This window comes from Aureimonas sp. Leaf324 (assembly GCF_001423245.1).
GTDB lineage: Bacteria > Pseudomonadota > Alphaproteobacteria > Rhizobiales > Rhizobiaceae > Aureimonas.
The window spans coordinates 26,396-48,353 of sequence record NZ_LMOH01000003.1 but is presented as its reverse complement, the minus strand read 5'-3'; the positions used below and the strand labels follow the sequence as shown (position 1 = coordinate 48,353).

General features: G+C 66.2%; 25 protein-coding genes and 1 pseudogene. 9 read left to right on the top strand and 17 right to left on the bottom strand.

Annotation, left to right across the window (positions count from 1 at the left end; all coding sequences use genetic code 11):
• Window positions 1–201: 201 nt before the first annotated feature.
• The 8 genes and pseudogenes from rseP to ASF65_RS04180 all read right to left on the bottom strand — a co-directional run bounded on the left by rseP (window position 202) and on the right by ASF65_RS04180 (window position 7,334).
• Complete coding sequence (gene rseP, locus ASF65_RS04215; RefSeq protein ID WP_055885627.1) at window positions 202–1,341, bottom strand: RIP metalloprotease RseP; 1,140 nt, start codon at window positions 1,339–1,341, stop codon at window positions 202–204.
• 159 nt (window positions 1,342–1,500) lie between these two features.
• Window positions 1,501–2,352: a phosphatidate cytidylyltransferase gene (locus ASF65_RS04210; protein ID WP_055885624.1), complete on the bottom strand. Its 852-nt coding sequence runs from the start codon at window positions 2,350–2,352 to the stop codon at window positions 1,501–1,503.
• A 4-nt stretch (window positions 2,353–2,356) separates the two neighbouring features.
• Window positions 2,357–3,088, bottom strand: a pseudogene (locus ASF65_RS04205) (isoprenyl transferase); the annotation flags it as partial.
• Window positions 3,089–3,129: 41 nt separating this feature from the next.
• Window positions 3,130–3,687 carry a ribosome recycling factor gene (frr, locus tag ASF65_RS04200; protein WP_055885618.1) on the bottom strand — a complete coding sequence of 186 codons (558 nt, stop codon included), beginning with the start codon at window positions 3,685–3,687 and terminating at the stop codon, window positions 3,130–3,132.
• A 40-nt stretch (window positions 3,688–3,727) separates the two neighbouring features.
• Complete coding sequence (gene pyrH / locus ASF65_RS04195; protein ID WP_055885615.1) at window positions 3,728–4,441, bottom strand: UMP kinase; 714 nt, start codon at window positions 4,439–4,441, stop codon at window positions 3,728–3,730.
• A gap of 104 nt (window positions 4,442–4,545) precedes the next feature.
• Window positions 4,546–5,472 carry a translation elongation factor Ts gene (gene tsf / locus ASF65_RS04190; protein WP_055885612.1) on the bottom strand — a complete coding sequence of 309 codons (927 nt, stop codon included), beginning with the start codon at window positions 5,470–5,472 and terminating at the stop codon, window positions 4,546–4,548.
• Between the two features lie 105 nt (window positions 5,473–5,577).
• On the bottom strand, window positions 5,578–6,372 hold the full coding sequence (rpsB, locus tag ASF65_RS04185) for a 30S ribosomal protein S2 (protein WP_055885611.1): 795 nt from the start codon (window positions 6,370–6,372) through the stop codon (window positions 5,578–5,580).
• Window positions 6,373–6,539: 167 nt separating this feature from the next.
• Window positions 6,540–7,334 (bottom strand): DUF1849 family protein, encoded by a 795-nt coding sequence (locus ASF65_RS04180; RefSeq protein WP_055885608.1) that lies wholly within the window; start codon window positions 7,332–7,334, stop codon window positions 6,540–6,542.
• Window positions 7,335–7,450: 116 nt separating this feature from the next.
• Here ASF65_RS04180 and ASF65_RS04175 point away from each other — a divergent pair, with 116 nt between their 5' ends.
• From ASF65_RS04175 to ASF65_RS04160, 4 genes are all read left to right on the top strand, one after another.
• Window positions 7,451–7,915, top strand: coding sequence for a RidA family protein (locus ASF65_RS04175; protein ID WP_055885607.1), 465 nt, complete (start codon window positions 7,451–7,453; stop codon window positions 7,913–7,915).
• Window positions 7,916–7,919: 4 nt separating this feature from the next.
• Entirely contained in the window at window positions 7,920–8,639 is a 720-nt protein-coding gene (locus tag ASF65_RS04170; RefSeq protein WP_055885604.1) for a glycerophosphodiester phosphodiesterase family protein, read from the top strand.
• 26 nt (window positions 8,640–8,665) lie between these two features.
• Window positions 8,666–9,868 carry a GNAT family N-acetyltransferase gene (locus ASF65_RS04165; protein ID WP_055885600.1) on the top strand — a complete coding sequence of 401 codons (1,203 nt, stop codon included), beginning with the start codon at window positions 8,666–8,668 and terminating at the stop codon, window positions 9,866–9,868.
• Between the two features lie 65 nt (window positions 9,869–9,933).
• Entirely contained in the window at window positions 9,934–10,356 is a 423-nt protein-coding gene (locus ASF65_RS04160) for an HIT family protein (protein ID WP_055885598.1), read from the top strand.
• Window positions 10,357–10,359: 3 nt separating this feature from the next.
• Here the strand turns inward: ASF65_RS04160 and ASF65_RS04155 are convergent, their stop codons facing one another.
• The 5 genes from ASF65_RS04155 to ASF65_RS04135 form a co-directional block, all read right to left on the bottom strand.
• Window positions 10,360–10,725: an AzlD domain-containing protein gene (locus tag ASF65_RS04155; protein WP_055885595.1), complete on the bottom strand. Its 366-nt coding sequence runs from the start codon at window positions 10,723–10,725 to the stop codon at window positions 10,360–10,362.
• Window positions 10,722–11,462, bottom strand: a complete 741-nt coding sequence (locus ASF65_RS04150) for an AzlC family ABC transporter permease (RefSeq protein WP_055885592.1) — start codon at window positions 11,460–11,462, stop codon at window positions 10,722–10,724. The genes ASF65_RS04155 and ASF65_RS04150 overlap by 4 nt, the downstream gene beginning before the upstream one ends.
• A 69-nt stretch (window positions 11,463–11,531) precedes the next feature.
• A complete protein-coding gene (gene clpA, locus ASF65_RS04145) occupies window positions 11,532–14,039 on the bottom strand; it encodes an ATP-dependent Clp protease ATP-binding subunit ClpA (protein ID WP_055885590.1) in 2,508 nt (835 codons plus the stop codon).
• Between the two features lie 8 nt (window positions 14,040–14,047).
• Window positions 14,048–14,392, bottom strand: a complete 345-nt coding sequence (gene clpS, locus ASF65_RS04140) for an ATP-dependent Clp protease adapter ClpS (protein WP_055885587.1) — start codon at window positions 14,390–14,392, stop codon at window positions 14,048–14,050.
• Between the two features lie 277 nt (window positions 14,393–14,669).
• The gene (locus tag ASF65_RS04135) at window positions 14,670–15,041 is read right to left on the bottom strand and encodes a phasin family protein (protein ID WP_055885586.1); all 372 of its coding nucleotides are present in this window, start codon (window positions 15,039–15,041) and stop codon (window positions 14,670–14,672) included.
• A gap of 323 nt (window positions 15,042–15,364) precedes the next feature.
• Between ASF65_RS04135 and ASF65_RS04130 the strand changes: the two genes are divergently transcribed.
• Together ASF65_RS04130 and ASF65_RS04125 are read left to right on the top strand one after the other, a co-directional pair.
• Complete coding sequence (locus ASF65_RS04130) at window positions 15,365–16,846, top strand: D-alanyl-D-alanine carboxypeptidase family protein (protein WP_082505163.1); 1,482 nt, start codon at window positions 15,365–15,367, stop codon at window positions 16,844–16,846.
• 103 nt (window positions 16,847–16,949) lie between these two features.
• Complete coding sequence (locus ASF65_RS04125; RefSeq protein ID WP_055885583.1) at window positions 16,950–17,219, top strand: hypothetical protein; 270 nt, start codon at window positions 16,950–16,952, stop codon at window positions 17,217–17,219.
• Here the strand turns inward: ASF65_RS04125 and ASF65_RS04120 are convergent.
• On the bottom strand, window positions 17,216–17,638 hold the full coding sequence (locus tag ASF65_RS04120) for a DUF1489 domain-containing protein (RefSeq protein WP_055885581.1): 423 nt from the start codon (window positions 17,636–17,638) through the stop codon (window positions 17,216–17,218). The two genes, ASF65_RS04125 and ASF65_RS04120, sit on opposite strands and share 4 nt — an antisense overlap.
• Window positions 17,639–17,748: 110 nt before the next feature.
• On the opposite strand from ASF65_RS04120, the gene ASF65_RS04115 reads away from it, so the two are divergent.
• Together ASF65_RS04115 and ASF65_RS04110 are read left to right on the top strand one after the other, a co-directional pair.
• Entirely contained in the window at window positions 17,749–18,447 is a 699-nt protein-coding gene (locus ASF65_RS04115) for a DUF599 family protein (protein ID WP_055885576.1), read from the top strand.
• On the top strand, window positions 18,444–18,719 hold the full coding sequence (locus ASF65_RS04110) for a DUF3253 domain-containing protein (protein WP_244486554.1): 276 nt from the start codon (window positions 18,444–18,446) through the stop codon (window positions 18,717–18,719). The genes ASF65_RS04115 and ASF65_RS04110 overlap by 4 nt, the downstream gene beginning before the upstream one ends.
• A gap of 3 nt (window positions 18,720–18,722) precedes the next feature.
• Here the strand turns inward: ASF65_RS04110 and ASF65_RS04105 are convergent, their stop codons facing one another.
• The gene (locus ASF65_RS04105; protein WP_055885570.1) at window positions 18,723–19,520 is read right to left on the bottom strand and encodes a YdcF family protein; all 798 of its coding nucleotides are present in this window, start codon (window positions 19,518–19,520) and stop codon (window positions 18,723–18,725) included.
• A 47-nt stretch (window positions 19,521–19,567) separates the two neighbouring features.
• Entirely contained in the window at window positions 19,568–20,398 is an 831-nt protein-coding gene (locus ASF65_RS04100) for an aldo/keto reductase (protein WP_055885782.1), read from the bottom strand.
• 100 nt (window positions 20,399–20,498) lie between these two features.
• Here ASF65_RS04100 and ASF65_RS04095 point away from each other — a divergent pair, with 100 nt between their 5' ends.
• Window positions 20,499–21,455 carry a heparan-alpha-glucosaminide N-acetyltransferase gene (locus tag ASF65_RS04095; RefSeq protein WP_055885568.1) on the top strand — a complete coding sequence of 319 codons (957 nt, stop codon included), beginning with the start codon at window positions 20,499–20,501 and terminating at the stop codon, window positions 21,453–21,455.
• Window positions 21,456–21,459: 4 nt separating this feature from the next.
• Here ASF65_RS04095 and ASF65_RS04090 read toward each other — a convergent pair whose 3' ends face one another.
• Window positions 21,460–21,852, bottom strand: a complete 393-nt coding sequence (locus ASF65_RS04090; RefSeq protein WP_055885566.1) for a MerR family DNA-binding transcriptional regulator — start codon at window positions 21,850–21,852, stop codon at window positions 21,460–21,462.
• Window positions 21,853–21,958: the final 106 nt, after the last annotated feature.

Sequence of the window (21,958 nt, the reverse complement as noted above, 5' to 3'; positions counted from 1 at the left end):
AGGGCTACTACCTTTTCTCATTCCGCCGATGGCACGAGTGCGAGACTCGGCATGCCCGTGCGTTTCTATCGGCTTTACGGAGCCGTTCAACCAAACTGGACGGATTCCGTTTAGGAATCACAAAACCGTTGCACGGTCGCCACGCCGGCCACCGTTATGGTTAACGAACCGCAAACCCCCTCGAATGTCCCCAAGTCGACCTCAGCCGAGGCTGGATAGGTCGTTCCAGAATGCGAATACCATAAGCATCAGCACCAGCGCGAGACCTATCCTGAAGCCGAACTCCTGAACGCGCTCGCTGAGCGGCCGCCCCCGCACCGCCTCGGCCGCGTAGAACATGAGGTGGCCGCCGTCGAGCATCGGGATCGGCAGGAGATTGAGGAGGCCGATCGACACGGACAGGAGGGCCGCCAGATTGAGGAGCGGCGCGATACCCAGCGTCGCCACTTGGCTGGAGACCTGCGCGATGCGGATCGGACCGCCGATCTGGTCGCTCGACTGCGATCCCCTGAAGATGCCACCGATGAACGAGACGGTCTGTTCCGTCACGAACCATGTCTGCGACACCCCGTACTTCAGTGCCTCGACGGGTCCGAGTTCGCGGGTGCGGAAGCCGCTCTGCTCGGCGTTGGCCACGACGCCGATGACGGCCGTCTTGAACTCGTTGCCGAAGCCGTCCGTCTGCGCCTGCTCCTGCGGGGTGACGGTGAGCGTGACCGCCTGTCCCCCGCGGTCGATCCCAAGTTGGACCGGCACGCCGGCGCGCGTCGAGACGTAGCGCTGGAGATCGCCGAAGTACTCGATCGTCTCGCCGTCCGCGCGCACGATGCGGTCGCCCGGCTGAAGGCCAGCCGCGTGCGCCGGTGAGCCGGGACGCACCTCGGAGACGACCGGATCGCCGACGACGATGCCTGTGGAAAACGCCGTCAGCGCAAAGATCGCAATGGCCAGGATGAAGTTGGCGATCGGCCCCGCGGCGACGGTCGCGGCCCGGCGGCCGACGCCGGCCGTATGGAACGCCCCGCCCCGCTCCTCGACGCTCATGCGTCCGATCGCTGCACGGTCGGGCACGCTTGCCGCATTCTCGTCGCCGAAGAACTTGACGTATCCGCCGAGCGGGATCGCACAGAGCTTCCAGCGCGTGCCGTGCCGATCGTTGAAACCGATCAGTTCCGGACCGAACCCGACGGAGAACGCGAGGATGCGAATGCCGGACCAGCGGCCGACGAGATAGTGGCCGAGTTCGTGAAAGAAGACGATCACGGTCAGGACGAACAGGAACGGTACGACGCGGATCAGCGCGGTATCCCAGATCGTCGTCCACCAGCCTTCGAGGCCCATTCCACTCACCTACGTCGTTCCGGGGCGCGTTCGCGCACCTCGCCGGGAAATGCGCATCCTGTACGAGCGGAATTGACGCCGGCTCACCGGAATGGACGCAACTATCCGTATCACTGGACTCGGCGGCGTTGTCACGCCGTCCATGAGCCGGGACCGGGTCTAGAGACGGAATATGGCTCTTGCGGGATGTTCTGCGCCTGCGACCAACATGCCGAACACCCAGGCGGCACCCGCCGCGAAGATCAGGGCGTCGATGCGGTCCATCAGCCCGCCATGCCCGGGAATGAGACGCCCCGAATCCTTCACGCCGAACCGTCGCTTGACCCAGGACTCATAGAGATCGCCCGCCTGTCCGACGATCGACAGGATGATGCTGAGCACGACGACCAGCGCCCCGACCGAACCGACCAGCCAGGTGGCATAGAGCGCGCCGAACCCGACGCCGGCCACCAGCCCGCCGAGGGCGCCGGAAATGGTCTTCTTCGGCGAGACCATCGGCAGGAGCTTCGGCCCGCCGATCATGCGCCCCGTGAAATAGGCGAACACGTCGGTCGCCCAGACGACGCAGATGATGAGGCCGAGGACCGCCAGGCCTTCGGCGCCGTCGTCGCGCAGGAGCCCCGGCGCCAGCCCCGCAAGCGCTGCATAGCCGAGGCCGGTCATCACCCAGTCGGCCTTGCGTTCCCCGCGGTCGACGAGCGCGATGAACCCGATCGACAGGAGGATGATCGCCACGGCAACTGCGTGAAACCCGAAGAAGAAGGCCACGAGGCTGACGAACAATGCGCGGCGCGCGAAGAGATAGATATCCCCGGCGCGCTTGCCGCGCGTCATCCGCATCCATTCGTCGAACACGATGATGGAGGTGGCGACGCACAGAATCCGGAACGCGGCCCCACCTGCGAAGGTCAGGAGGAGAATCGCGATGCCGAGGATCAGCGCGGAGATCAGCCGAGATTTGAGATCGGTCCAGGTCGCGTTGGCGACGAGTCGTCCGAGGCCCAATCCCATCGCGTCAGGACGCGATCTCTTGCGAGAGGCCGCCGAAGCGGCGATCCCTCAAGGAATATTCGCGCACGGTCTCCGAGAAGATCGTCTCGTCGAAATCCGGCCAGTAGCAGGGCAGGAACGCGAACTCGGAATAGGCCGCCTGCCAGAGCAGGAAGTTCGACAGTCGAAGCTCGCCGCTGGTGCGGATGATGAGGTCGGGGTCCGGGATGCCGGCGGTGTCGAGATGCGCGTCTAGCAACTCGGGCGTCACCGCATCCACAGTCGTCTCGCCGGCGACGAGCTTTTCGGCGATCCGCCGCATGGCCCGCGCGATCTCGTCCCGCGCACCGTAGTTGAAGGCGACGAGCAGCGTGTTGCGATCGTTGTCGACGGTTAACTCTTCCGCCTCCTCGAGGAGGCCCCGCACGTCCGGCGGCAGGTTGTCCCGCTCACCGATGACGCGCACGCGCACGCCCTCGCGGTGGAGCTCGGCGAGGTCGCGGCGGATGAAGAACTTGAGGAGGCGAAGGATTTCACCCACCTCTTCCTGCGGTCGCTTCCAGTTCTCCGAGGAGAAGGCGAACAGGGTCAGGTACTCGATGCCGAGTTCGCGGGCCGTGCGGACGGCTTGGCGGACGGCTTCCACGCCGCGCCTGTGTCCCATGGTTCGCGGCAGGCCGCGAGCCTTCGCCCAGCGACCGTTGCCGTCCATGATGATGGCGACATGCCTGGGATGCCGCACCTGATCAGCCATCGTCTCCGCCTGTCCTGAATCCGCCGCCGCCGAATCCGGACAGCCTAGACCTGCATGATTTCCGCTTCCTTCACCGAAAGCGCCTTGTCGATCTCGACGATGGTTTCGTCGGTCATCTTCTGGATCTTTTCGGCGATGACGCGGCTGTCGTCCTGGCTGGTATCGCCGTCCTTCTCCGACTTCTTCAGCGTGTCCATGCCATCGCGGCGCACGTGACGGGCCGCCACGCGGGCGTTCTCGCCGTAGGTGTGCGCCACCTTGACCAGCTCCTTGCGGCGCTGCTCGTTCAGCTCGGGCAGCGGAATGCGCAGCGTGGTGCCGTCGGTGATCGGGTTGAGGCCGAGGCTCGATTCGCGGATCGCACGCTCCACGGCGCCGACCATCGACTTGTCCCAGACCGAGACGGAGACCATGCGCGGCTCTGGCACCGACACGTTGGCGACCTGCGTCAGCGGCATCGACGAGCCGTAGGCCTGCACGACGATCGGATCCAGAAGGTTCGCCGACGCGCGGCCGGTGCGAAGGCCCGCGAGATCGCCCTTGAACGAGGTGATCGCGCCATCCATGCGGCGCTTCAGTTCGTTGAGGTCGGGAGCGGCCATTGCGGTTCCTTTCTGAGGGTCTTCGTCTTGTCGGGGCGGATCAGTCGGTGACGATGGTCGAGCGCCCGCCACCAGTGAGAATGCGCGCGAACTCGCCCTTTTCGTGGAGCGAGAACACGACGATGGGAATATGGTTCTCGCGGGCCAATGCGACAGCGGTCACATCCATCACGGCAAGGCCCTTCGACAGGACCTCATCGTGCGTCAGCTGGTCGAAGCGGGTCGCGTCGGGCACGAGCTTGGGGTCGGCGCTGTAGATGCCGTCGACCTGGGTGCCCTTGAAGAGCGCCGTGGCCCCCATTTCGGCGGCACGCAGCGCCGCGGCGGAATCGGTGGTGAAGAACGGGTTGCCGGTGCCGCCCGCGAAGATCACGACGCGCCCGGCGCTGGCGTGAGCGAGCGCCGCTCGCTGCGAGAAGCTTTCGCACAGTTCCGGCATCGCGATCGCCGACAGCACGATCGCATCGACGCCGAGCTTCGTCAGCGACGTGCGCAGCGCCATCGCGTTGATGACGGTCGCCAGCATGCCCATGTGGTCGCCGGTCACCCGGTCGCCGCCCTTCGACGCGACGGCGACGCCGCGGAAGATGTTGCCGCCGCCGATGACGACCGAGATCTCGACGCCGAGGTCGCGGGCTTCCTTGATGTCGGCGGCGATGCGATCGGCCACCGCGACATCGATGCCGAACCCCTGCCCGCCCATCAGCGCTTCGCCGGAAACCTTCAGAAGAACGCGCGTGAAACGGATCGCCATGGAATGTCCTTCGGATGATGCCGGCTTGCGATACAGGAAGGGCGCCCGCTTCTCAAGCGGACGCCCTTTCCCAGTTCCATGAAGGAAGAAAGCTTAGGAAACGCTTACTTCTTGCCGGCTGCCGCCGCGACTTCCGCCGCGAAGTCGCTCTGCTCGCGCTCGATGCCCTCGCCGAGGGCGAAGCGCACGAAGCCGACGATCTTCGCCGGAGCGCCGAAGTCCTTGGCGCCGGCCTCGAGGGCCTTCTCGACCGTGAAGTCGGGGTTGATGACGAAGTTCTGCTTCAGGAGGACGACCTCCTCGTAGAACTTGCGCATGCGGCCCTCGACCATCTTCTCGATGATCGCTTCCGGCTTGCCGGACTCGCGCGCCTGCTCCGAGAAGATCGCCTTCTCGCGCTCGGCAGTGGCCGGGTCGACTTCGCCGTCGGTCAGCGCCAGCGGGTTGGTTGCAGCGACGTGCATGGCGACCTGACGGCCGAACGCGGTCAGGGCAGCCTTGTCGCCCGTCGACTCGATGGCGACCAGCACGCCCAGCTTGCCGAGGCCCTCGGCGACCTGGTTGTGGATGTAGGTCGCGACCACGCCGTTGGAGACCGTGAGCTTGGCCGAGCGGCGCAGGTTCATGTTCTCGCCAATCGTGGCGACCGCGTCCTTGATCGAGTCGACGACGCTCTTGCCGGTATCAGCGAGAGTCGCGGCACCGGTCGCGTCGGTCGAACCGTCGGTGCCGAGGGCGGCCTGCGCGACGTTGCGCACGAGCGCCTGGAACGCGTCGTTGCGGGCCACGAAGTCGGTCTCGGAGTTCACCTCGACGACGACCGCGCTGTTGTCGCCGCTGGCGACGCCCACGAGACCCTCGGCCGCCGTGCGGCTCGACTTCTTGTCGGCCTTGGCGATGCCCTTGGCGCGCAGCCAGTCGATCGCGGCTTCCATGTCTCCGTTGGTCTCGGCCAGGGCGGCCTTGCAGTCCATCATGCCTGCGCCGGTCTTCTCGCGCAGTTCCTTCACCATCGAAGCGGAGATCGTCATGAATTGGCCTCTATCAGAAAAAGAAACGGCGCACGGCTTCTGCGGGAAGGAGTGCGCCAGTCCTGTGACGGCGCGGTGACGCCGTCACAACGATGGTGGGTCGGATCAGGCGGCCGAAGCAGCCTGCTCCTCGGAAGCCGCCGCGGGCTCGTCGAGCGTCTCTTCCATCGGCGCCTCTTCCATGGCGCCGAGATCGACGCCCATGGAGCCCTGCTGACGGGCGATGCCGTCGACCGCCGAACGGGCGATCAGGTCGCAGTAGAGCGAGATGGCGCGAGCCGCATCGTCATTGCCCGGGATCGGGTAGTCGATGCGGGAAGGATCGCAGTTCGAATCGACGATGGCGACGACCGGGATACCGAGACGCTTGGCCTCGTCGATCGCGATCGCTTCCTTGTTGGTGTCGATGATGAAGATCATGTCCGGCACGCCGCCCATGTCCTTGATGCCGCCCAGCGCGCGGTCGAGCTTGTCGCGCTCGCGCTGCAGGGTGAGGCGCTCCTTCTTGGTGAAGCCGTGGGCTTCGCCGGCCAGGAGCTCGTCCAGCTTGCGCAGGCGCTGGATCGAGTTGGAGATGGTCTTCCAGTTCGTCAGCATGCCGCCGAGCCAGCGGGCGTTGACGTAGTACTGGGCCGAGCGGTTGGCAGCGTCGGCGATGATCTCCGAAGCCTGGCGCTTGGTGCCGACGAAGAGAACGCGGCCGCCCTTGGCGACGGTGTCCGACACCGCCTGCAGGGCGCGGTGCAGCATCGGCACCGTCTGCGCGAGGTCGATGATGTGGATGTTGTTGCGCGCGCCGAAGATGAACGGCGCCATCTTCGGGTTCCAGCGGTGGGTCTGGTGACCGAAGTGAACGCCCGCCTCGAGCAGCTGACGCATGGAGTAGTCTGGCAGAGCCATGATCGTTTTCCTTGACCGGTTTATGCCTCCACGGAAAGAAGCGGCCGGCGGCCGCCACCGGAGGGAAGAAAGAACTCACGCTCTTCCGATGCCCAACTTCCGTGTGTGGAATGTCGGCGCGCATACACCATATGCGCCGCCCCGGCAAGTCTGACCCTCGCGCGGCGTCAGTTCGCCGGGCACCCAGTCGGGCGGTCATAGTAGGTCAACCGCGCCAGTCCGCCTTCCAGCGTGTAATCGCCGAAGTCCAGCTTCAAGCGGTCGGTGACGCCGTTCTCGTAGAGGCGATAGCTCGTCTCGAAGATCGGCATGCCGTCTCCGTCGCTGTCGCTGTTGTAATAGGATTCCGTGACGTTCCAGGACCGCAGGCCGTCGAGCGTCCTGGCGACCTCGGGCTTCGCCGGCGTCTCGTCCTTCTTCGCGGGAAGGATCAGCGAGGTGGTCGTCAGGTGCTTGTCGGCGTCGTCGTCCCCGTCGAAGAGATTGGCCTCCACCAGCCGCTCCCCCGCCAGCGCCCGGTCGATGAGCCTCGCGGTATGGCCGAGCGGGAACACCGACAGGGGCAGCTTGGTCTCGCGCTTGACCGGCGAGGTATAGGACACCGCCGTCGCATCGCCCCCGTTGGTCGCGACGCCCTCGACGACGCCCTGCTCCGCTCCGTCGACGACTGTCCGGGTGCGGAACTCGTAGCGCTTGCCGTCGCGCGTCTCCTTCGCGAGCGTCTGCTGGTCGGTCACCGTCAGCTCGTCATCCTCGTGGAACCGGGCGACGAACCGGTAATCCAGCGAGAGCGCGTCACACGCATCCGGCTTCAGCTGCAGGGCGATCCGCCCGTCGACGCTGTTGAAGTTCGAGGTCTGGGACGCCAGTGTCAGGTCGTAGACCGCCTCGTGCGGCTGGAGGTCCGCCGCCCGCGCGGCGCAGGGCAAGGCGAGAGCCAGGACGATCGCCGGAAGGGCCATGCCATATTGCATCAAAGCGCGTGCGTCCCATCATGAAGGCTTCTGGGTTCGACGATCGAACCGGCCGATAAAACCTGATAGCCGTGTGCGGCGCAAATTCCCATCCGGAGTGAACCATGACCGAATCGATCGCAGACCGCCTCGCCGCCGCTGGCGTGACCGTGCCGGACGCTGCGGCGCCTGCGGCCAACTATGTCTCGTTCGTCCGTTTCGGCTCGATCCTGCAGACGTCGGGCCAGCTTCCCATGGAAGGCGGCAAGGTCGCGGTGACCGGCAAGCTCGGTGGGGGCGTATCGCTCGAAGACGGCCAGCGCGCGGCGCGGCTCTGCGCGATCAACATCCTGGCGCAGGTGAAAGCCGCGCTCGGCGATTTGGAGACGATCGGGCGCCTCCTCAAGCTGACGGTTTTCGTGGCAAGCGCGCCGAAGTTCACCGAGCAGCACAAGGTCGCCAACGGCGCGTCCGACTTTCTGGCCGAGATCCTCGGAGAGCGCGGTCGCCATGCCCGCTCGGCGGTCGGCGTTCCGGCGCTGCCGATGGACGCGGCGGTGGAAATCGAGGCGATGTTCGAGATCGCGTGATCCCATGAGCGGCGCGGCATCCGACCTTGGCTGGCTGACGGCCCGCCCGATCGCCCATCGCGGCCTGCACGACCGGACCCGCGGTATCCCGGAAAACTCGTTGGCGGCGTTCCGCGCCGCCGTCGAGGGGGGCTATGCGATCGAGTGCGACATCCACCGCACCCGCGACGGCGTCCCCGTCGTCTTCCACGACCACGACCTCGAACGGCTGACAGGCCGGACGGGGACGATCGATGCGCTGTCCGCCGCCGAGGTCGCGGATCTTCGCCTCTTCGACACCGAGGAGGCACCGCCGACGCTCGCCGAGCTTCTGGAACTCGTGGACGGACGCGTTCCGCTGGTCGTCGAGGCCAAGGGGATCGATGCCGCGACCGACGCCGGGTTCATGGCGGACGTGGCGCCCGTCATCGAAGGTTACCACAGGCCGCTGGCGCTGATGTCCTTCGACGAGTGGCTGCTCGACCAGACCGATGGGATCGGGGTCCCGATCGGCCTGACGGCAGAAGGCACGCGCGCCGACGTTCTGGAGCGGCATCGTGCCGTGTTCGAGAGACGGTGCGCCTTTGTGTCCTATAACGTCCACCATCTTCCCAACGCATTCGTGACGTGGGCTCGGGAGGAGCGTGGCGCCCCTGTCATCACCTGGACCGTCCGCACCCCGGCCGATTTCGCGCAGACCGAAGCCCATGCCGACCAGATGACGTTCGAGGGCTTCACGCCCTAGCGTCGCCACAGAGCAGGACACACCGCATGATCGATGAACCATCCGGCGACGACGGGGCGGACTTCATCGTGCGGGTGGCGGAGGGCCTGAAGGACATCGAGCCCGCCGTCTGGGACGCGCTGGCCGATCCCGACGGCACGAAGGACGCGTTGCCGCATCCGTTCACGCGGCATGCGTTCCTGTCGTCGCTGGAGGATTCAGGCAGCGTCGGCGGGCGCACCGGATGGCTGCCGCAGCATCTCCTGCTGGAGGACGCGGACGGACAACTCCTCGCCGCCGTGCCCGCCTATCTCAAGGGGCACAGCCAGGGCGAATACGTCTTCGACCACGGCTGGGCGGATGCGTTCGAGCGCGCGGGCGGGCGTTACTACCCCAAGCTGCAGGTGAGCGTCCCGTTCACGCCCGCGACCGGGCCCCGCCTGCTTGTCGGCGGGGGCGCAGACGCGACCGTTCTGCGCGGCGCGATGGTCTCGGCCCTATCCGGCTATGTCCGGCAGACGGGAGTGTCGTCGGCTCACGCGACCTTCCTCCAAGAGGCGGACCTCGAGCCCATGCTGGAGGCAGGTTTCCTGCACCGCACCGACCAGCAGTTCCACTTCGTCAATCGCGGCTACGCCTCTTACGACGACTTCCTCGACACGCTCGCCTCGCGCAAGCGCAAGGGCCTGCGGAAAGAGCGCCGCGAGGCGCTGGCCGCCGGCATCACGATCGAACGCCTGTCGGGCTCGGACATCAGCGAGGAAGCACTCGACGCCTTCTTCGCCTTCTACATGGATACGGGCAACCGCAAGTGGGGCCGGCCGTACCTCAACCGCGCCTTCTTCCGGCTCGTCACCGAGCGCATGGCCGCGGCGATCGTCCTCGTCATGGCCCGGCGCGACGGGCGCTATATCGCCGGGGCGCTCAACTTCGTCGGCGGCGACCGGATCTTCGGGCGCTACTGGGGCTGCACGGAGGACCACCCGTTCCTGCATTTCGAGGTCTGCTACCATCAGGCCATCGACTACGCGATCGAGCACAAGCTCTCGATCGTCGAGGCGGGCGCGCAGGGCGAGCACAAGCTCGCGCGCGGCTACGAGCCGGTGATCACCCATTCGGCGCATGACATCGCGCATCCCGGCCTCCGCTCGGCGATCGAAGACTACCTCGAGCGCGAGCGACGCCACGTTCTCCTCGCGCAGCCGGAACTCGCGGCCGCCACACCTTTTCGCCGAGGCGAGGTCGAGTAGACGCGTCGGGGCGTTCGACGCTAGATCGGGTCCGTCAGAATCGGCATCACCTTGGGACGGGCAGCATGAGCGGCTACGACGACGGCAACATCTTCGCCAAGATCCTGCGCGGCGACATTCCAGCCGCGAAGATTTTCGAGACCGACGATTTCCTGGCGATCATGGACGTGATGCCGCAGTCGAAGGGTCATTGTCTGCTGCTGCCGAAGACGCCCTCCCGCAATCTGCTCGATGCGGACGACACGACGCTGGCGAAGGCGCTGCCGGAACTCGCGCGTCTGGCGCGCGCGGCCAAGACCGCCTTCGATGCCGATGGCGTGGTGATCAACCAGTTTAACGAGGAAGCCGGCGGGCAGACGGTGTTCCACCTGCATTTCCACGTCGTGCCGCATTACGAGGGCGTGCCGCTCAAGCGCCACGTTGGCGCGATGGCGGACCCTGCCGAACTGCGAGAGCATGCCGAGGCGATCCGCGCCGCGCTCGCCTGATCGCTACAGGATACCAAGCGCCCACGGCACGCCGAGGAGCACCACTTCGGCGAACAGGATGGCGACGAGGGTCTGTCGCCCCAGCCAGAAATAGGCGGCGAAGCCCGTCGCGAGGGCGGCGATGCGAATCTCCAGCGGGATCGCCTCCAGCGAGCCGCCGGGCGCCAGCACCAGCCGCCCGATCACGGCGGCGACCAGCGAGGTCGCGATCGTCCTCGCGAGCGCCACCGCGGGCGATCGCTCGTCGAGGCGGCCGGCTGACAGGACGCCCAGCCAGCGCCAGATATCGGTCGGCAGCCAGCCCGTCAGCAGGATGAAGACATAGGGCCACCACCAGGCGCCGATCGCGTCGTAGGTCCAGCCGTTCACCCGACATCTCCCGCCGCCGCGCGCCAGCGCCCGATTGCGAAGGCGATCACCCCGCCGACGACGCCCGCCACGAGAATGTCGAAGCCGGGCGTCAGCCAGTTCGCGACCGGGATCGCGAGAAGCCCCGTCAGGAGCGCCAGACGCCCGGACAGTTCGCGCGCCGACCCATAGAGCGAGGTCAGGAAGTAGACCGGCGTGAAGAAGGCGAGCGCGCCGGTCGCCAACGCCGGCAGCTGCCCCATCAGGTTGAAGGCGAAGGCGACGGCCGTCGTGTTGACCACCGTCAAGGTGATCGCGAAGCCTGCGAAGAACTGCGTGCGGTGGGCGCGCGGCACGGTCGGCAGTTTGTCCAGCGCCACCACCCAGGCCGTTACGGCAACGAAATGCGACAGGAACAGAAGCGTCGAGCGCCGTGTGCCCGGCCCGCGGAGGTCGGGCAGAAGCGCGATGACCATCGGCATCATGCGCAGCGACGACAGGCAGACTGCAAGCGCCGTCGCCGCCAGCGACAGCCCGGCCGTGACCGCCCCGAGAAGGATGAGGTTGGCCGGCAGCGCCCAGATCGTAGCGACCATGAAGGTCGCCTCCGTCCAGGTGACGCCGGCCTCGCGCGCCAAACCCGCGAAGCCAAGGTGGGCGACGACGAGAATCAGCGCCGGAGCGCTGACGACCTGCCGCATCCCGAGGAGGATCCATTTGGCGGCCGGGTCGGGCGAGGCCTCGGTCGGTTCGTTCATGAGCCTGCGTGCCCGCCTGTGCGTCGAGTCAAAGAAAAAGGGCCGCTCCGGAGAGCGGCCCCTTCTAGATCATTCGGCGGGCTTTCTGGGAACCTTTGGAACGGCCCCTGCCCGCTTTTCCGCCTTGTCCCGGGCGGCGGCGGGCTCCTTGACCGGCTGAGCCTCGGGCGCGTCGTCCTCCGGCTCGTCGTCGTCATACGACGTCGGCTCGTCCTCGATCTCCTCGCCGTCCGGCCCGACGCGCACCTTCCCGCGCGCCTCGTCGGCCTTGCGCGGCTTGGCGTAGGTCTCCTCGGGGATCGATTCGAGATGCAGCTTGCGGCCGTCCTCGCCGTCGACCACCGTCACCTTGACCGTGCCGCCGCGCTTCAGCTTGCCGAAGAGAACCTCGTCGGCCAGCGGCTTCTTGACGTATTCCTGGATCACGCGGCCGAGCGGACGCGCACCCATGTGCTCGTCGTAGCCCTTCTCCGCGAGCCAGGCGATCGCCTCCTGATCGAGGTCGAAGGTCACGCCACGCTCCGACAGCTGAGCCTCGAGCTGCATCACGAACTTCTGCACCACCTCGTGGATCACCGGCGTCGGCAGCGCGCCGAACGGGATGATGGCGTCGAGACGGTTGCGGAACTCCGGCGTGAACAGGCGGTTGATCGCCTCCACGTCGTCACCCGTTCGCTTGCTCGAGCCGAAGCCGATCGCGGCACGCTGCGACTCCGACGCACCGGCGTTGGTCGTCATGATCAGGATCACGTTCCGGAAGTCGATCCGCTTGCCGTTGTGATCCGTCAGCTTCCCATGGTCCATCACCTGCAGGAGGATGTTGAACAGATCGGGATGCGCCTTCTCGATCTCGTCGAGCAGCAGCACGCAATGCGGGTGCTGGTCGACGCCGTCGGTCAGGAGACCGCCCTGGTCGAAGCCGACATAGCCCGGAGGCGCGCCGATCAGCCGCGAAACGGTATGCCGTTCCATGTACTCCGACATGTCGAAGCGCAGGAGTTCGATGCCGAGCGCGGAGGCGAGCTGCTTGGCAACCTCGGTCTTGCCGACGCCGGTCGGACCCGAGAACAGGTAGGAACCGATCGGCTTCTCCGGCTCGCGCAGGCCGGCACGCGCCAGCTTGATCGCGGTCGTCAGGTTCTCGATCGCCGCGTCCTGTCCGTAGACCACACGCTTCAGCTGCTCCGAGAGGTTCGACAGAACCTCCTCGTCGTCCTTCGACACGGACTTCGGCGGGATGCGGGCCATCGTGGCGACGGTCGCCTCGATCTCCTTGACGCCGATGCTCTTCTTACGCTTGGCCTCGGGCAGCAGCATCTGCGAAGCGCCCGTCTCGTCGATCACGTCGATCGCCTTGTCCGGCAGCTTGCGGTCGTTGATGTAGCGCGCCGACAGTTCGACCGCCGACTTGATCGCGTCGTTCGAGAACTTCACGTGGTGGAAGTCCTCGAAATAGGGCTTGAGACCCTTGAGGATCGCGATCGCGTCCTCGATCGTCGGCTCGGCAACGTCGATCTTCTGGAAGCGTCGGACCAGCGCCCGGTCCTTCTCGAAGAACTGGCGGTACTCCTTGTAGGTGGTCGAGCCGATGCACCGGATCGCGCCCGACGAGAGCGCCGGCTTGAGAAGGTTCGAGGCATCCATCGCCCCGCCCGACGTCGCGCCGGCACCGATCACGGTGTGAATCTCGTCGATGAACAGGACCGCGCCCGGATATTCCTCGAGTTCCTTGACGACCTGCTTCAGGCGTTCCTCGAAATCGCCGCGATAACGGGTGCCGGCGAGCAGCGTGCCCATGTCCAGCGAGAAGATCGTGGCGTCCGCCAGGACCTCCGGCACGTCGCCCTCGACGATGCGCTTGGCCAGTCCTTCGGCGATCGCCGTCTTGCCGACGCCTGGATCGCCGACGTAGAGCGGGTTGTTCTTCGACCGCCGGCACAGCACCTGGATCGTGCGGTTGATCTCGCTCGCACGGCCGATCAGCGGGTCGATCCGACCGGTCTTGGCCTTTTCGTTCAGATTGACGCAGTACGCGGTGAGCGCGTCCTGGGTCGTCTTGCGGCGCCCTTCCTCCTCGTTGCCCATGACAGACTGCTCGTCCTCCGCTCCGCGCACGGTGCGGCTTTCCGAGCCGCCCGGACGCTTCGAGATCCCATGGGAAAGGAAGTTCACGGCGTCGTAGCGGGTCATCTCCTGCTCCTGCAGGAAGAAAGCCGCGTGACTTTCGCGCTCGGCGAAGATGGCGACGAGCACGTTGGCGCCCGTCACTTCCTCGCGGCCCGAGGACTGGACGTGGATCACCGCGCGCTGGATCACCCGATGGAATCCGGCGGTCGGCTTGGAGTCCTCGTCGTGGCCCGTCACGAGGTTGGCAAGTTCGGTGTCGATATACTCCGTCAGCGACGAACGCAGGACGTCGATGTCGACGCTGCACCCCCGCATGACCGCGGAGGCATCCTTGTCTTCAAGCAGCGCGAGGAGCAGGTGCTCCAGCGTGGCGAATTCCTGGTGCCGTTCGTTGGCGAAGGTGAGCGCCTGATGGAGAGACTTCTCCAGGCTTTGCGAAAATGTCGGCAAGCTTCACCTCAATTCTTTTCCATCACGCACTGAAGCGGATGCTGGTGCTGGCGTGCGAAATCCATCACTTGGGTCACCTTCGTCTCGGCCACTTCATAGGTGTAGACCCCGCACTCCCCCACTCCGTGTTGATGCACATGGAGCATGATGCGCGTGGCTGCCTCCCGGTCCTTCTGGAAGAAGCGTTCGAGGACGTGGATGACGAATTCCATCGGCGTGTAATCGTCGTTCAGAAGCAGGACCCTGTAAAGGCTCGGCTTCTTGGTCTTGGGCTTGGTCCGGGTGATCACGGAGGTACCGCGATCGGGCCCGTTCGGACGGTCGTCGTCCGGCCCCTGCGACCGGGTCGCCATCGCTCGGGCCCCATGCGGAGCCGCCCGTTCGTTCAAGGAGTTCACGTTCGCCATCGCTCGATATGTATGTGCGCCGATCGACAATTTAAGACGCCTTCAGGATGCGGCAAAATTTCGTCCCGCCGAAAATGCCGGACGCCGCGGTGCCGCCGCGGAATCGCTGGACCAGCGCCGACATAGTGGCTCCGACTGGACGCCACGCAACGAAAAAAGGCCCGGCGTCGAGCCGGGCCTTTCCAGAAGCATCGCGCAGGACGCTCCCGATCGTGAGATCGGATCAGTTCGTGTGGTTGGCGGCCTGGTTCGCCATGTTCTGGGCGAACTGCTGGTTCTGCTGAGCCGAGGACTCGAGCGGGCGATAGGCCTCGCGCGCGATGTCCTGGTAGATCTCGCCCATCTTGGTCGCCTGCGACACCCAGGCCTCGTAGGCCGAACGGGCGTACTCGGACTGAACCTCGATCGCCTTGTCGAGCGTGCGGACCTGGGCGAGACGCTCCAGCATCTGCGCCGACTGCTCGTAGGACTTCTTGGTGAACTCGGTCGTCTCAGCGGCGATCTGCTGGAAGCCCTTGGTCATGGCCGACATGGAGCGAAGCGCGTTGTCCATGTTGTCCTTACCAACCTTGTTGGCGTCGGTGTATGCGTTCATCGAACTCTCCCTTGCATGGTTGGGTGACGGCGGGCAGCGTCCAGCGCCGTCTTCGGTCAGCATATATTGCACTGCACAAAACTCTGCAAGGGGATGGTGCGGCGCGGCATGCTGAATGTCGTTTCACGCCGATCACGACAATTCGAGGCGAATGCCACAAACCGATCACAAGGTTCCGGCAACCATAAACGGATTGGTAAGACCGCCCTGCGTATCTTTCCCACAAGAAGAGATCGCGAAGACACAGTCTTTAGGACCTGGACAGGCGCTTGGCGTCGCGACCGGGGGCAGCATCTCGACACACGAACACGAGAGTGCCGCCCATGCCGCTGACCATGTCGACGATCACCGCCGCAGCGAAGCGCATGTCCCACGGCCTGATGGCGGCCACCCTGATCGGCGGCGCGGTTCTCGCGATCGTGCCGGCGCAGGCTCAGGAATCGCCGGACCGCTACTCCGCAGTCGTGATCGACGCCAACAACGGCAAGGTCTTGTTTGCGCGGAGCGCCGACGACCGTCGCTATCCCGCCTCGCTCACCAAGATGATGACGCTCTACATGCTCTTCGACGCGCTGGAGAGCGGGCGGGCGACGCTGTCGACGCCGATGAAGGTCTCGGCCTATGCCGCAGCCCGTCCGCCGTCCAAGCTCGGCCTGAAGATCGGCTCGACGCTCTCGGTCGAGGAAGGCATCATGGGCCTCGTCACGCGTTCGGCCAACGACGCGGCGGTCGTGATCGGCGAATTCCTCGGCGGCAGCGAGGGCCGTTTCGCCGAGATGATGACCGCCAAGGCGCGCAAGCTCGGCATGTCGCGCACCACGTTCCAGAACGCCAACGGCCTGCCGAACGACGCGCAGATGACCACCGCGCGCGACATGGCAACGCTCGGCATCGCCCTGCGCGAGCATTTTCCGCAGTATTATAAGTACTTCAGCACCCGCAGCTTCAACTTCCGCGGCCAGACGATCGGCAACCACAACCGGCTGCTCGGGCGCGTCGAAGGCGTCGACGGCATCAAGACCGGCTTCATCAACAAGTCCGGCTTCAATCTCGTGACCTCGGTCGTGCGTGGCGATCGCAAGCTGGTCGCCGTCGTGATGGGCGGGCGCACCGCCCGCTCGCGCGACGATCACATGGCCGACCTCGTCAAGCAGTACCTGCCGCAGACGAGCACCCGCGCCTCGACCGCGCTGATCGCCGCCTACAATCCGAGCGCCCGCGGCCCTGCCGTGACCGCCCACACGGAAACCGTCGCGCAAGCGGTCCTGCCGAGCGCCGTGCCGGTGCCGACCCGCCGCACCTCGAACATCAACCAGCGTGTCGCCGAAGCCTATGGATCCAACGCCACAGGTGCGATGAACGCGATCACCGCGCCTGAGCGTCGCTCCGTGGTCGGCCGCGACGCGATCCGCGAAGCGCTGGAAGCCAACGACCGCGCCGCGCCGAACGTGGCGACCGCGCTGGCCGCGGCCCCCGTGCCCCGCGCCTCGATCCCCAACGTCATCACCCAGGCCTCGGCGGCGACGCCGATGCCGACCGCAGGCCGCGAGGTCGTATCGGGCTGGGTCGTCCAGATCGCCGCGACCCCGGCCGAGGCCACCGCCTACGACATCCTGTCGGAAGCCAAGCAGCGTGCCGGTTCCGCCTTGGCCGACGCCCAGGCCTTTACCCAGGCCGTCGCGAACGGTTCGCAGACGCTCTACCGGGCCCGGTTCTCCGGCTTTGCCGACAAGGCTGCCGCGAACGCCGCCTGCGACGCGCTGAAGAGCAAAGCCTACGCCTGCTACGCCATCGCGGCGAACTGACCGCCCGCCTTACCCCATCCATACCGTCGTTCTTCGCGCGGAGCCACCAAGCTCCGAACGGTCTCTCTTTGCCCGCAGTTTTCCGAGCGTAACCGAGGTTCCCATGTCGTTCGAAACCGAAAGCGCCCTCCTGCCGAACGCCGAGCAGAAGTCGACCGTGATCGGGCTGCACCCCTTGCAGCAGGCGGCCGCCCGGCTGACCGACTACCGCGACGGCCGCTCGCGCGTGCGTGCCAAGGATCTCGTGGGCATGCTCCTGTGCCACGGCGCGCGCGCCTGGCGTGCGTCGCAGCCCCGCTCCAACACCCGTCTCGTCGTCCGCTCCGCGTCCGGCAACCCGGCCGTCCGCATCGCGTTCGGCCGCTCGATCTAGAGAAGTCCGAGTTCCGCCAGTTCCCGTCGAAGGGTGGGCGGAAGCTCGGCGAGATCCGCCCCATCCCCGAGATCGGCCGGCGCATCCTCGGGTGTCAGGTAGCGCCATCCCTGGAACGGTCGCCTCGGCAACGGCCAGGTCCGGATGAAGTCCGGCTTCAGGACGATCCGGCACCGCTCGATCCCGTCCTCGGTCCGGATGGCGTCGAAACGCAGGATCGGCTGGCGCACCTGAACCTGCCCCTTGATCACCCAGAACAGCGAGCCCGCGCCGATCATCTCGTCGGCGCGTTTGGGCATGACGCGGGTGACATGCGTCTGCTCGGCGCCGGGTCCGGCGGACAGGCGGGCGCGAACATGGGCCTCCAGGTCCTCGACACTGTCGACACCCACACAAAGCTTGATCATATGGAGCGGCATGCGCGGTGTTTGCTCGCGCCTTCGGGCGCCGTCAAGGCAAGGCCGCATGTGACGGATCGGCGCCGCGGCGTCGGCCGTCGAACATTGTCCCGCCGCCGTCACGAGCCGTCATGCGCATCGCCGACATCTTCGACTTCCCCAACCTCCTCGCCTTTGGCGCCTTTCTCGGTGGCTGGATCGCCTACTCCTTCGTGGTCGAGTTTCCGGTCTTCGCGCGCCACGGCCTCAGCCGCCAGATGAACCGGCAGCGGGAGGTCTGGATGCAGACGCTCCTGAAGCGCGATCTTCGGATGATCGACACCGCGATCATGACCGGGCTCCAGCAGGGCACGGGCTTCTTCGCCTCGGCCTGCATCTTCGCCATCGGCGGCTGCTTCGCGCTGATCGGTTCGGCCGAGCAGATCGCGCTGATCGTCACCGACCTGCCGCTCGAAGGCCGCTTCGATCGCGGGCTGGTCGAAGCGAAGCTCCTCGGCCTCGTGACGATCTTCGCTTTCGCCTTCTTCAAGTTCGGCTGGTCGTACCGGCTGTTCAACTACTGCTCGATCCTCATCGGCGCGATCCCGATGCGCCAGGAGGCCGACGCCAATCCGGAAGCGGCGGAGGCGGCCGTGCGCCGCGCGCTGACCATGAACCGGATCGCGGCGCGGCACTTCAACGCCGGCCTGCGCGGGATCTTCTTCGGGCTGGCCTATCTCGGCTGGTTCGTCGGCCCGCTGGTCCTGGTCGGCACCACCGTTCTGGTGATCCTCATCCTAGGCCACCGCCAGTTCTTTTCCGACGCCAACGTCTCGCTGCGAGAGCCATGATGCCCGAAACGACCAGCCAAGCCGCGCTGCGCGACGAGATCCTGCGAGCCGTGCACGAGCGCGGCGCGGGCAAGACGGTCTGTCCGTCCGAGATCGCGCGAAACCTCGCTGGCTCCGACGAGAAGGTTTGGCGGCTCCTGATGCAGCCGATCCGGCGGGCGGCGATCGAGCTGTCGGACGAAGGGCTCGTCGTCATCAAGCGCAAGGGCCGCCCCGTGGCAGCGGCCGATCTCAAGGGGATCTATCGCCTGTCGCTTCCCGACGAGGCCTGATCGTCAGGAGCGCGGCGCCGGAAACAGGGCGTCGATCTTGCCGGTCATCCGGTAAACCGCGAGACCGAGATACTCGCGGATCGCGAAATGCACCTTCTCGAGATTGCGGACACTCGCCGTGGAGGGCCAATACAGAGCGCTGCCGGACGGCGTCTGGTAATCCGTCGGATAGGGCAGCACGTCGAAGCCGGCGACGCGGAAGCAGCCGACGGCGCGCGGCATGTGGGCGGCGGAGGTGACCAGCAGCCAGGTCTCCCCCGGCTTGGGCTCGGCGATCTCCCGGGTGTAGACGGCGTTCTCCACCGTGTTGCGCGAACGGTCCTCGAGCTCCAGCCGCTCCGGCGGAAGGCCGAGCGCCGCGAACAGCTTCTCGGCCATGGAGGATTCGGTGATGTCCTCGGTTAACATTGCCGCGGCGCCACCGCTGAAGACGACGCGCGCCTGCGGGAACCGGCGGGCGAGCGCCATGGTCGTCGTGATCCGGTCGGCGGCGTCGTTCAGCTCCAGTTCGCCGCGCGTGCGGCCGATGCGCGTGTCGAAGGAGCCGCCGAGCACGATGATCCCCGCGACGTTGGCGGGCAGCTGCGGCTTGGGAAACCGGTTCTCCAGAACGCTGAGCATCAGGAGCCCGAGAGGTGTCAGGCTGACGATCGCAAGGACGAACAACGACGTTCCGACGAGGCCGAGCCCGAGCTTGGGCATCTTGAGGAGGAAGGCCAGGATGCCGGCCGTCCCGATCAGCAGAATGATCACGAGCGGCTGGACGAGGAACCAGAGTATCTTGGACGCGGCGAAGAACATGGATCCGATCGTTTCTGGCTGACGAAGCCGCATCGTATGCGCCGGTGTCAGCGATCGTCCCAGCGAGGCGCGAAGGACGGGTTCACCAGGCGTTGGCGACTCCGCGACATCTCGTGCAGGCGGCGACGGTCCTCGTCCTGGAGCTCGAAGTCGAAGACGTCAAGGTTCTCGGCGAGGCGCTCCGGCTTCGACGTGCGCGGGATGGCGCCCACCATCGGCTGCTCGATCTCCCACCGGAGCACGACCTGCGCCGGCGTCTTGCCGTAGCGTTTCGCCATCTCGGTAACGGCGGGATCGGCGAGGAGGTCCTTGCCCTGGCCGATCGGAGAATAGGCGATCATCGCCATGCCGAGACGCTGGCAGGCCTCGTGCACCTTCTCCTGCGATAGGCGCGGATGGTACTCGACCTGATTGCAGACGAGTGGATGGCGGCTGAGCTTGGCGGCCCGCTCCAGCAGCGCAGAATCGAAGTTCGCCACGCCGATGTGGCGGGTCAGGCCGTCCTCCCGCGCCCGGTTCAGGGCATCGATCGTCCCTTCCAACGGGATCGAGGCATTCGGCCAGTGAATCAGCAGAAGGTCCACCGCGCCGACATCGAGCGCGCGGACCGCCGCCTCGGCCGAGCGGCGGAAATCGCTTGGCGCGAGGTCGTCCGTCCAGACCTTGGTGGTGACGAAGAGTTCGTCGCGGTCGATCCCGCTCGCGCGAATGCCCTGCCCGACCTCCGCCTCGTTTCCGTACATGCGGGCCGTGTCGAGGTGCCGGTAGCCGGCGCCGATCGCCTTTCCGACCATCTCGACGCAGGTCTCGCCCTCCAGGCGGTAGGTCCCGAGACCGATCGCGGGGATGCGGGCGCCGTTGGCCTCGATGATCTTCATGGCATCCATCCCCGTCTCGCTCCTGTGCGGTGGCCTAACTGGTCGCCATCGATAGCGATTTCAGATAGGCGGGATGCCGCCAGGACCAGAGGAGTTCACCATGAGCGCAACCCAGCCCGCCCGGTTCGGCTCGCGCGTCGAGTTGCTCGATGTCCTGCGCGGCGTCGCGCTACTCGCGATGCTGATCTACCACTTCACCTGGGATCTCGAGTTCTTCGGCTACCTGCCGCCCGGCACCGCGCAGATCGGCGGCTGGCGTCTTTTCGCGCGCTCGATCGCGATCAGCTTCCTTGTTCTCGTCGGTCTCAGCCTGTTCCTCGCCAACCGGCACGAAATCCGCTGGCCATCCTTCGGTAAGCGGCTCGCGCAGATCGTCGCCGGCGCCGCCGTGATCTCCGTCGCGACCTACGCCTTCACCCCGGACTCGTTCGTCTTCTTCGGCATCCTCCACCTGATCGCCGTGGCCAGCGTGATCGGCCTCCTGGCGATTCGCCTGCCGTTCGTTCTCAACCTGGCGCTGGCCGCCGTCCTGATCGCGCTGCCGATCACCGTCTCGACGCCGCTCACGGACTCGCGCTGGCTGGCCTGGATCGGCCTGTCGGACCGCCCGCCCATCTCCAACGATTTCGTGCCGCTGATCCCGTGGCTCGCGCCGGTCCTCGCCGGCATCGCACTGGCGCAGATGGCAGAACGCTTCGAGGTTTGGCAGCGCCTGCGACGACTGAACGGCCGGTTCGGTCCCGCGCGACACCTTGGCCGCCTCGGACAGCATTCGCTGCTGTTCTACCTCGTCCACCAGCCGATCTCGATCGGCCTTGTCGCCGCCTTCGCGTGGATCTCGCCGCCCGACCAGACCGCGGCTTTCAACCAAAGCTGTCGACAGTCGTGCCTTCAGTCGCGCGACGAAGGCTTTTGCCAGCGATATTGCGGATGCGTGCTGCAGGATCTGACCAGCCAAGATCTTCTCGCCGACCTTCTGGCCGGCCGCCTGGACGAGCCGAAGCAGCAGATGGTCCGCCGGAGCGTCGATCAGTGCTCGTTCTCGGCCGAGCCCTGAGGCGTCAGCTCGTGGGCGAGATGCCGAGCTCGGCCATGCGCGTGAGGCAGGCTTCCTCGGCCTGATCGAGTTCCGACAGGAGATCCTCGATGTCGCGACGCTTCTGCTCGAGTTCGGCGCGGCGCTCGCTGACGCGGCGGATGATCGTCCGCAACTGACCCGCCTCGCCCGGCGGCGTGCGATACATGCCCATGATCTCGCGGATTTCGGCGATCGAGAACCCGAGGCGCTTGCCGCGCAGAATCATCTTCAGGAGCTGGCGGTCGGAATGCCGGAACAGCCGGGTGCGACCGCGGCGAATCGGGGCGATCAGCCCCTCGTCCTCGTAGAAGCGAATCGTGCGCGTGGAGATGTCGAATTCCCGCGTCAGTTCGGTGATCGTATAGTAGTCGCGCATCCGGCAGCCCCTCTTCGGGCGAGACAAACCAGATTGACGTAGAAGTCAATCGCGACGCAATCAAGCAGCCCCGCTGCGATGCAAGGCTGATGTCAGATCATGAATG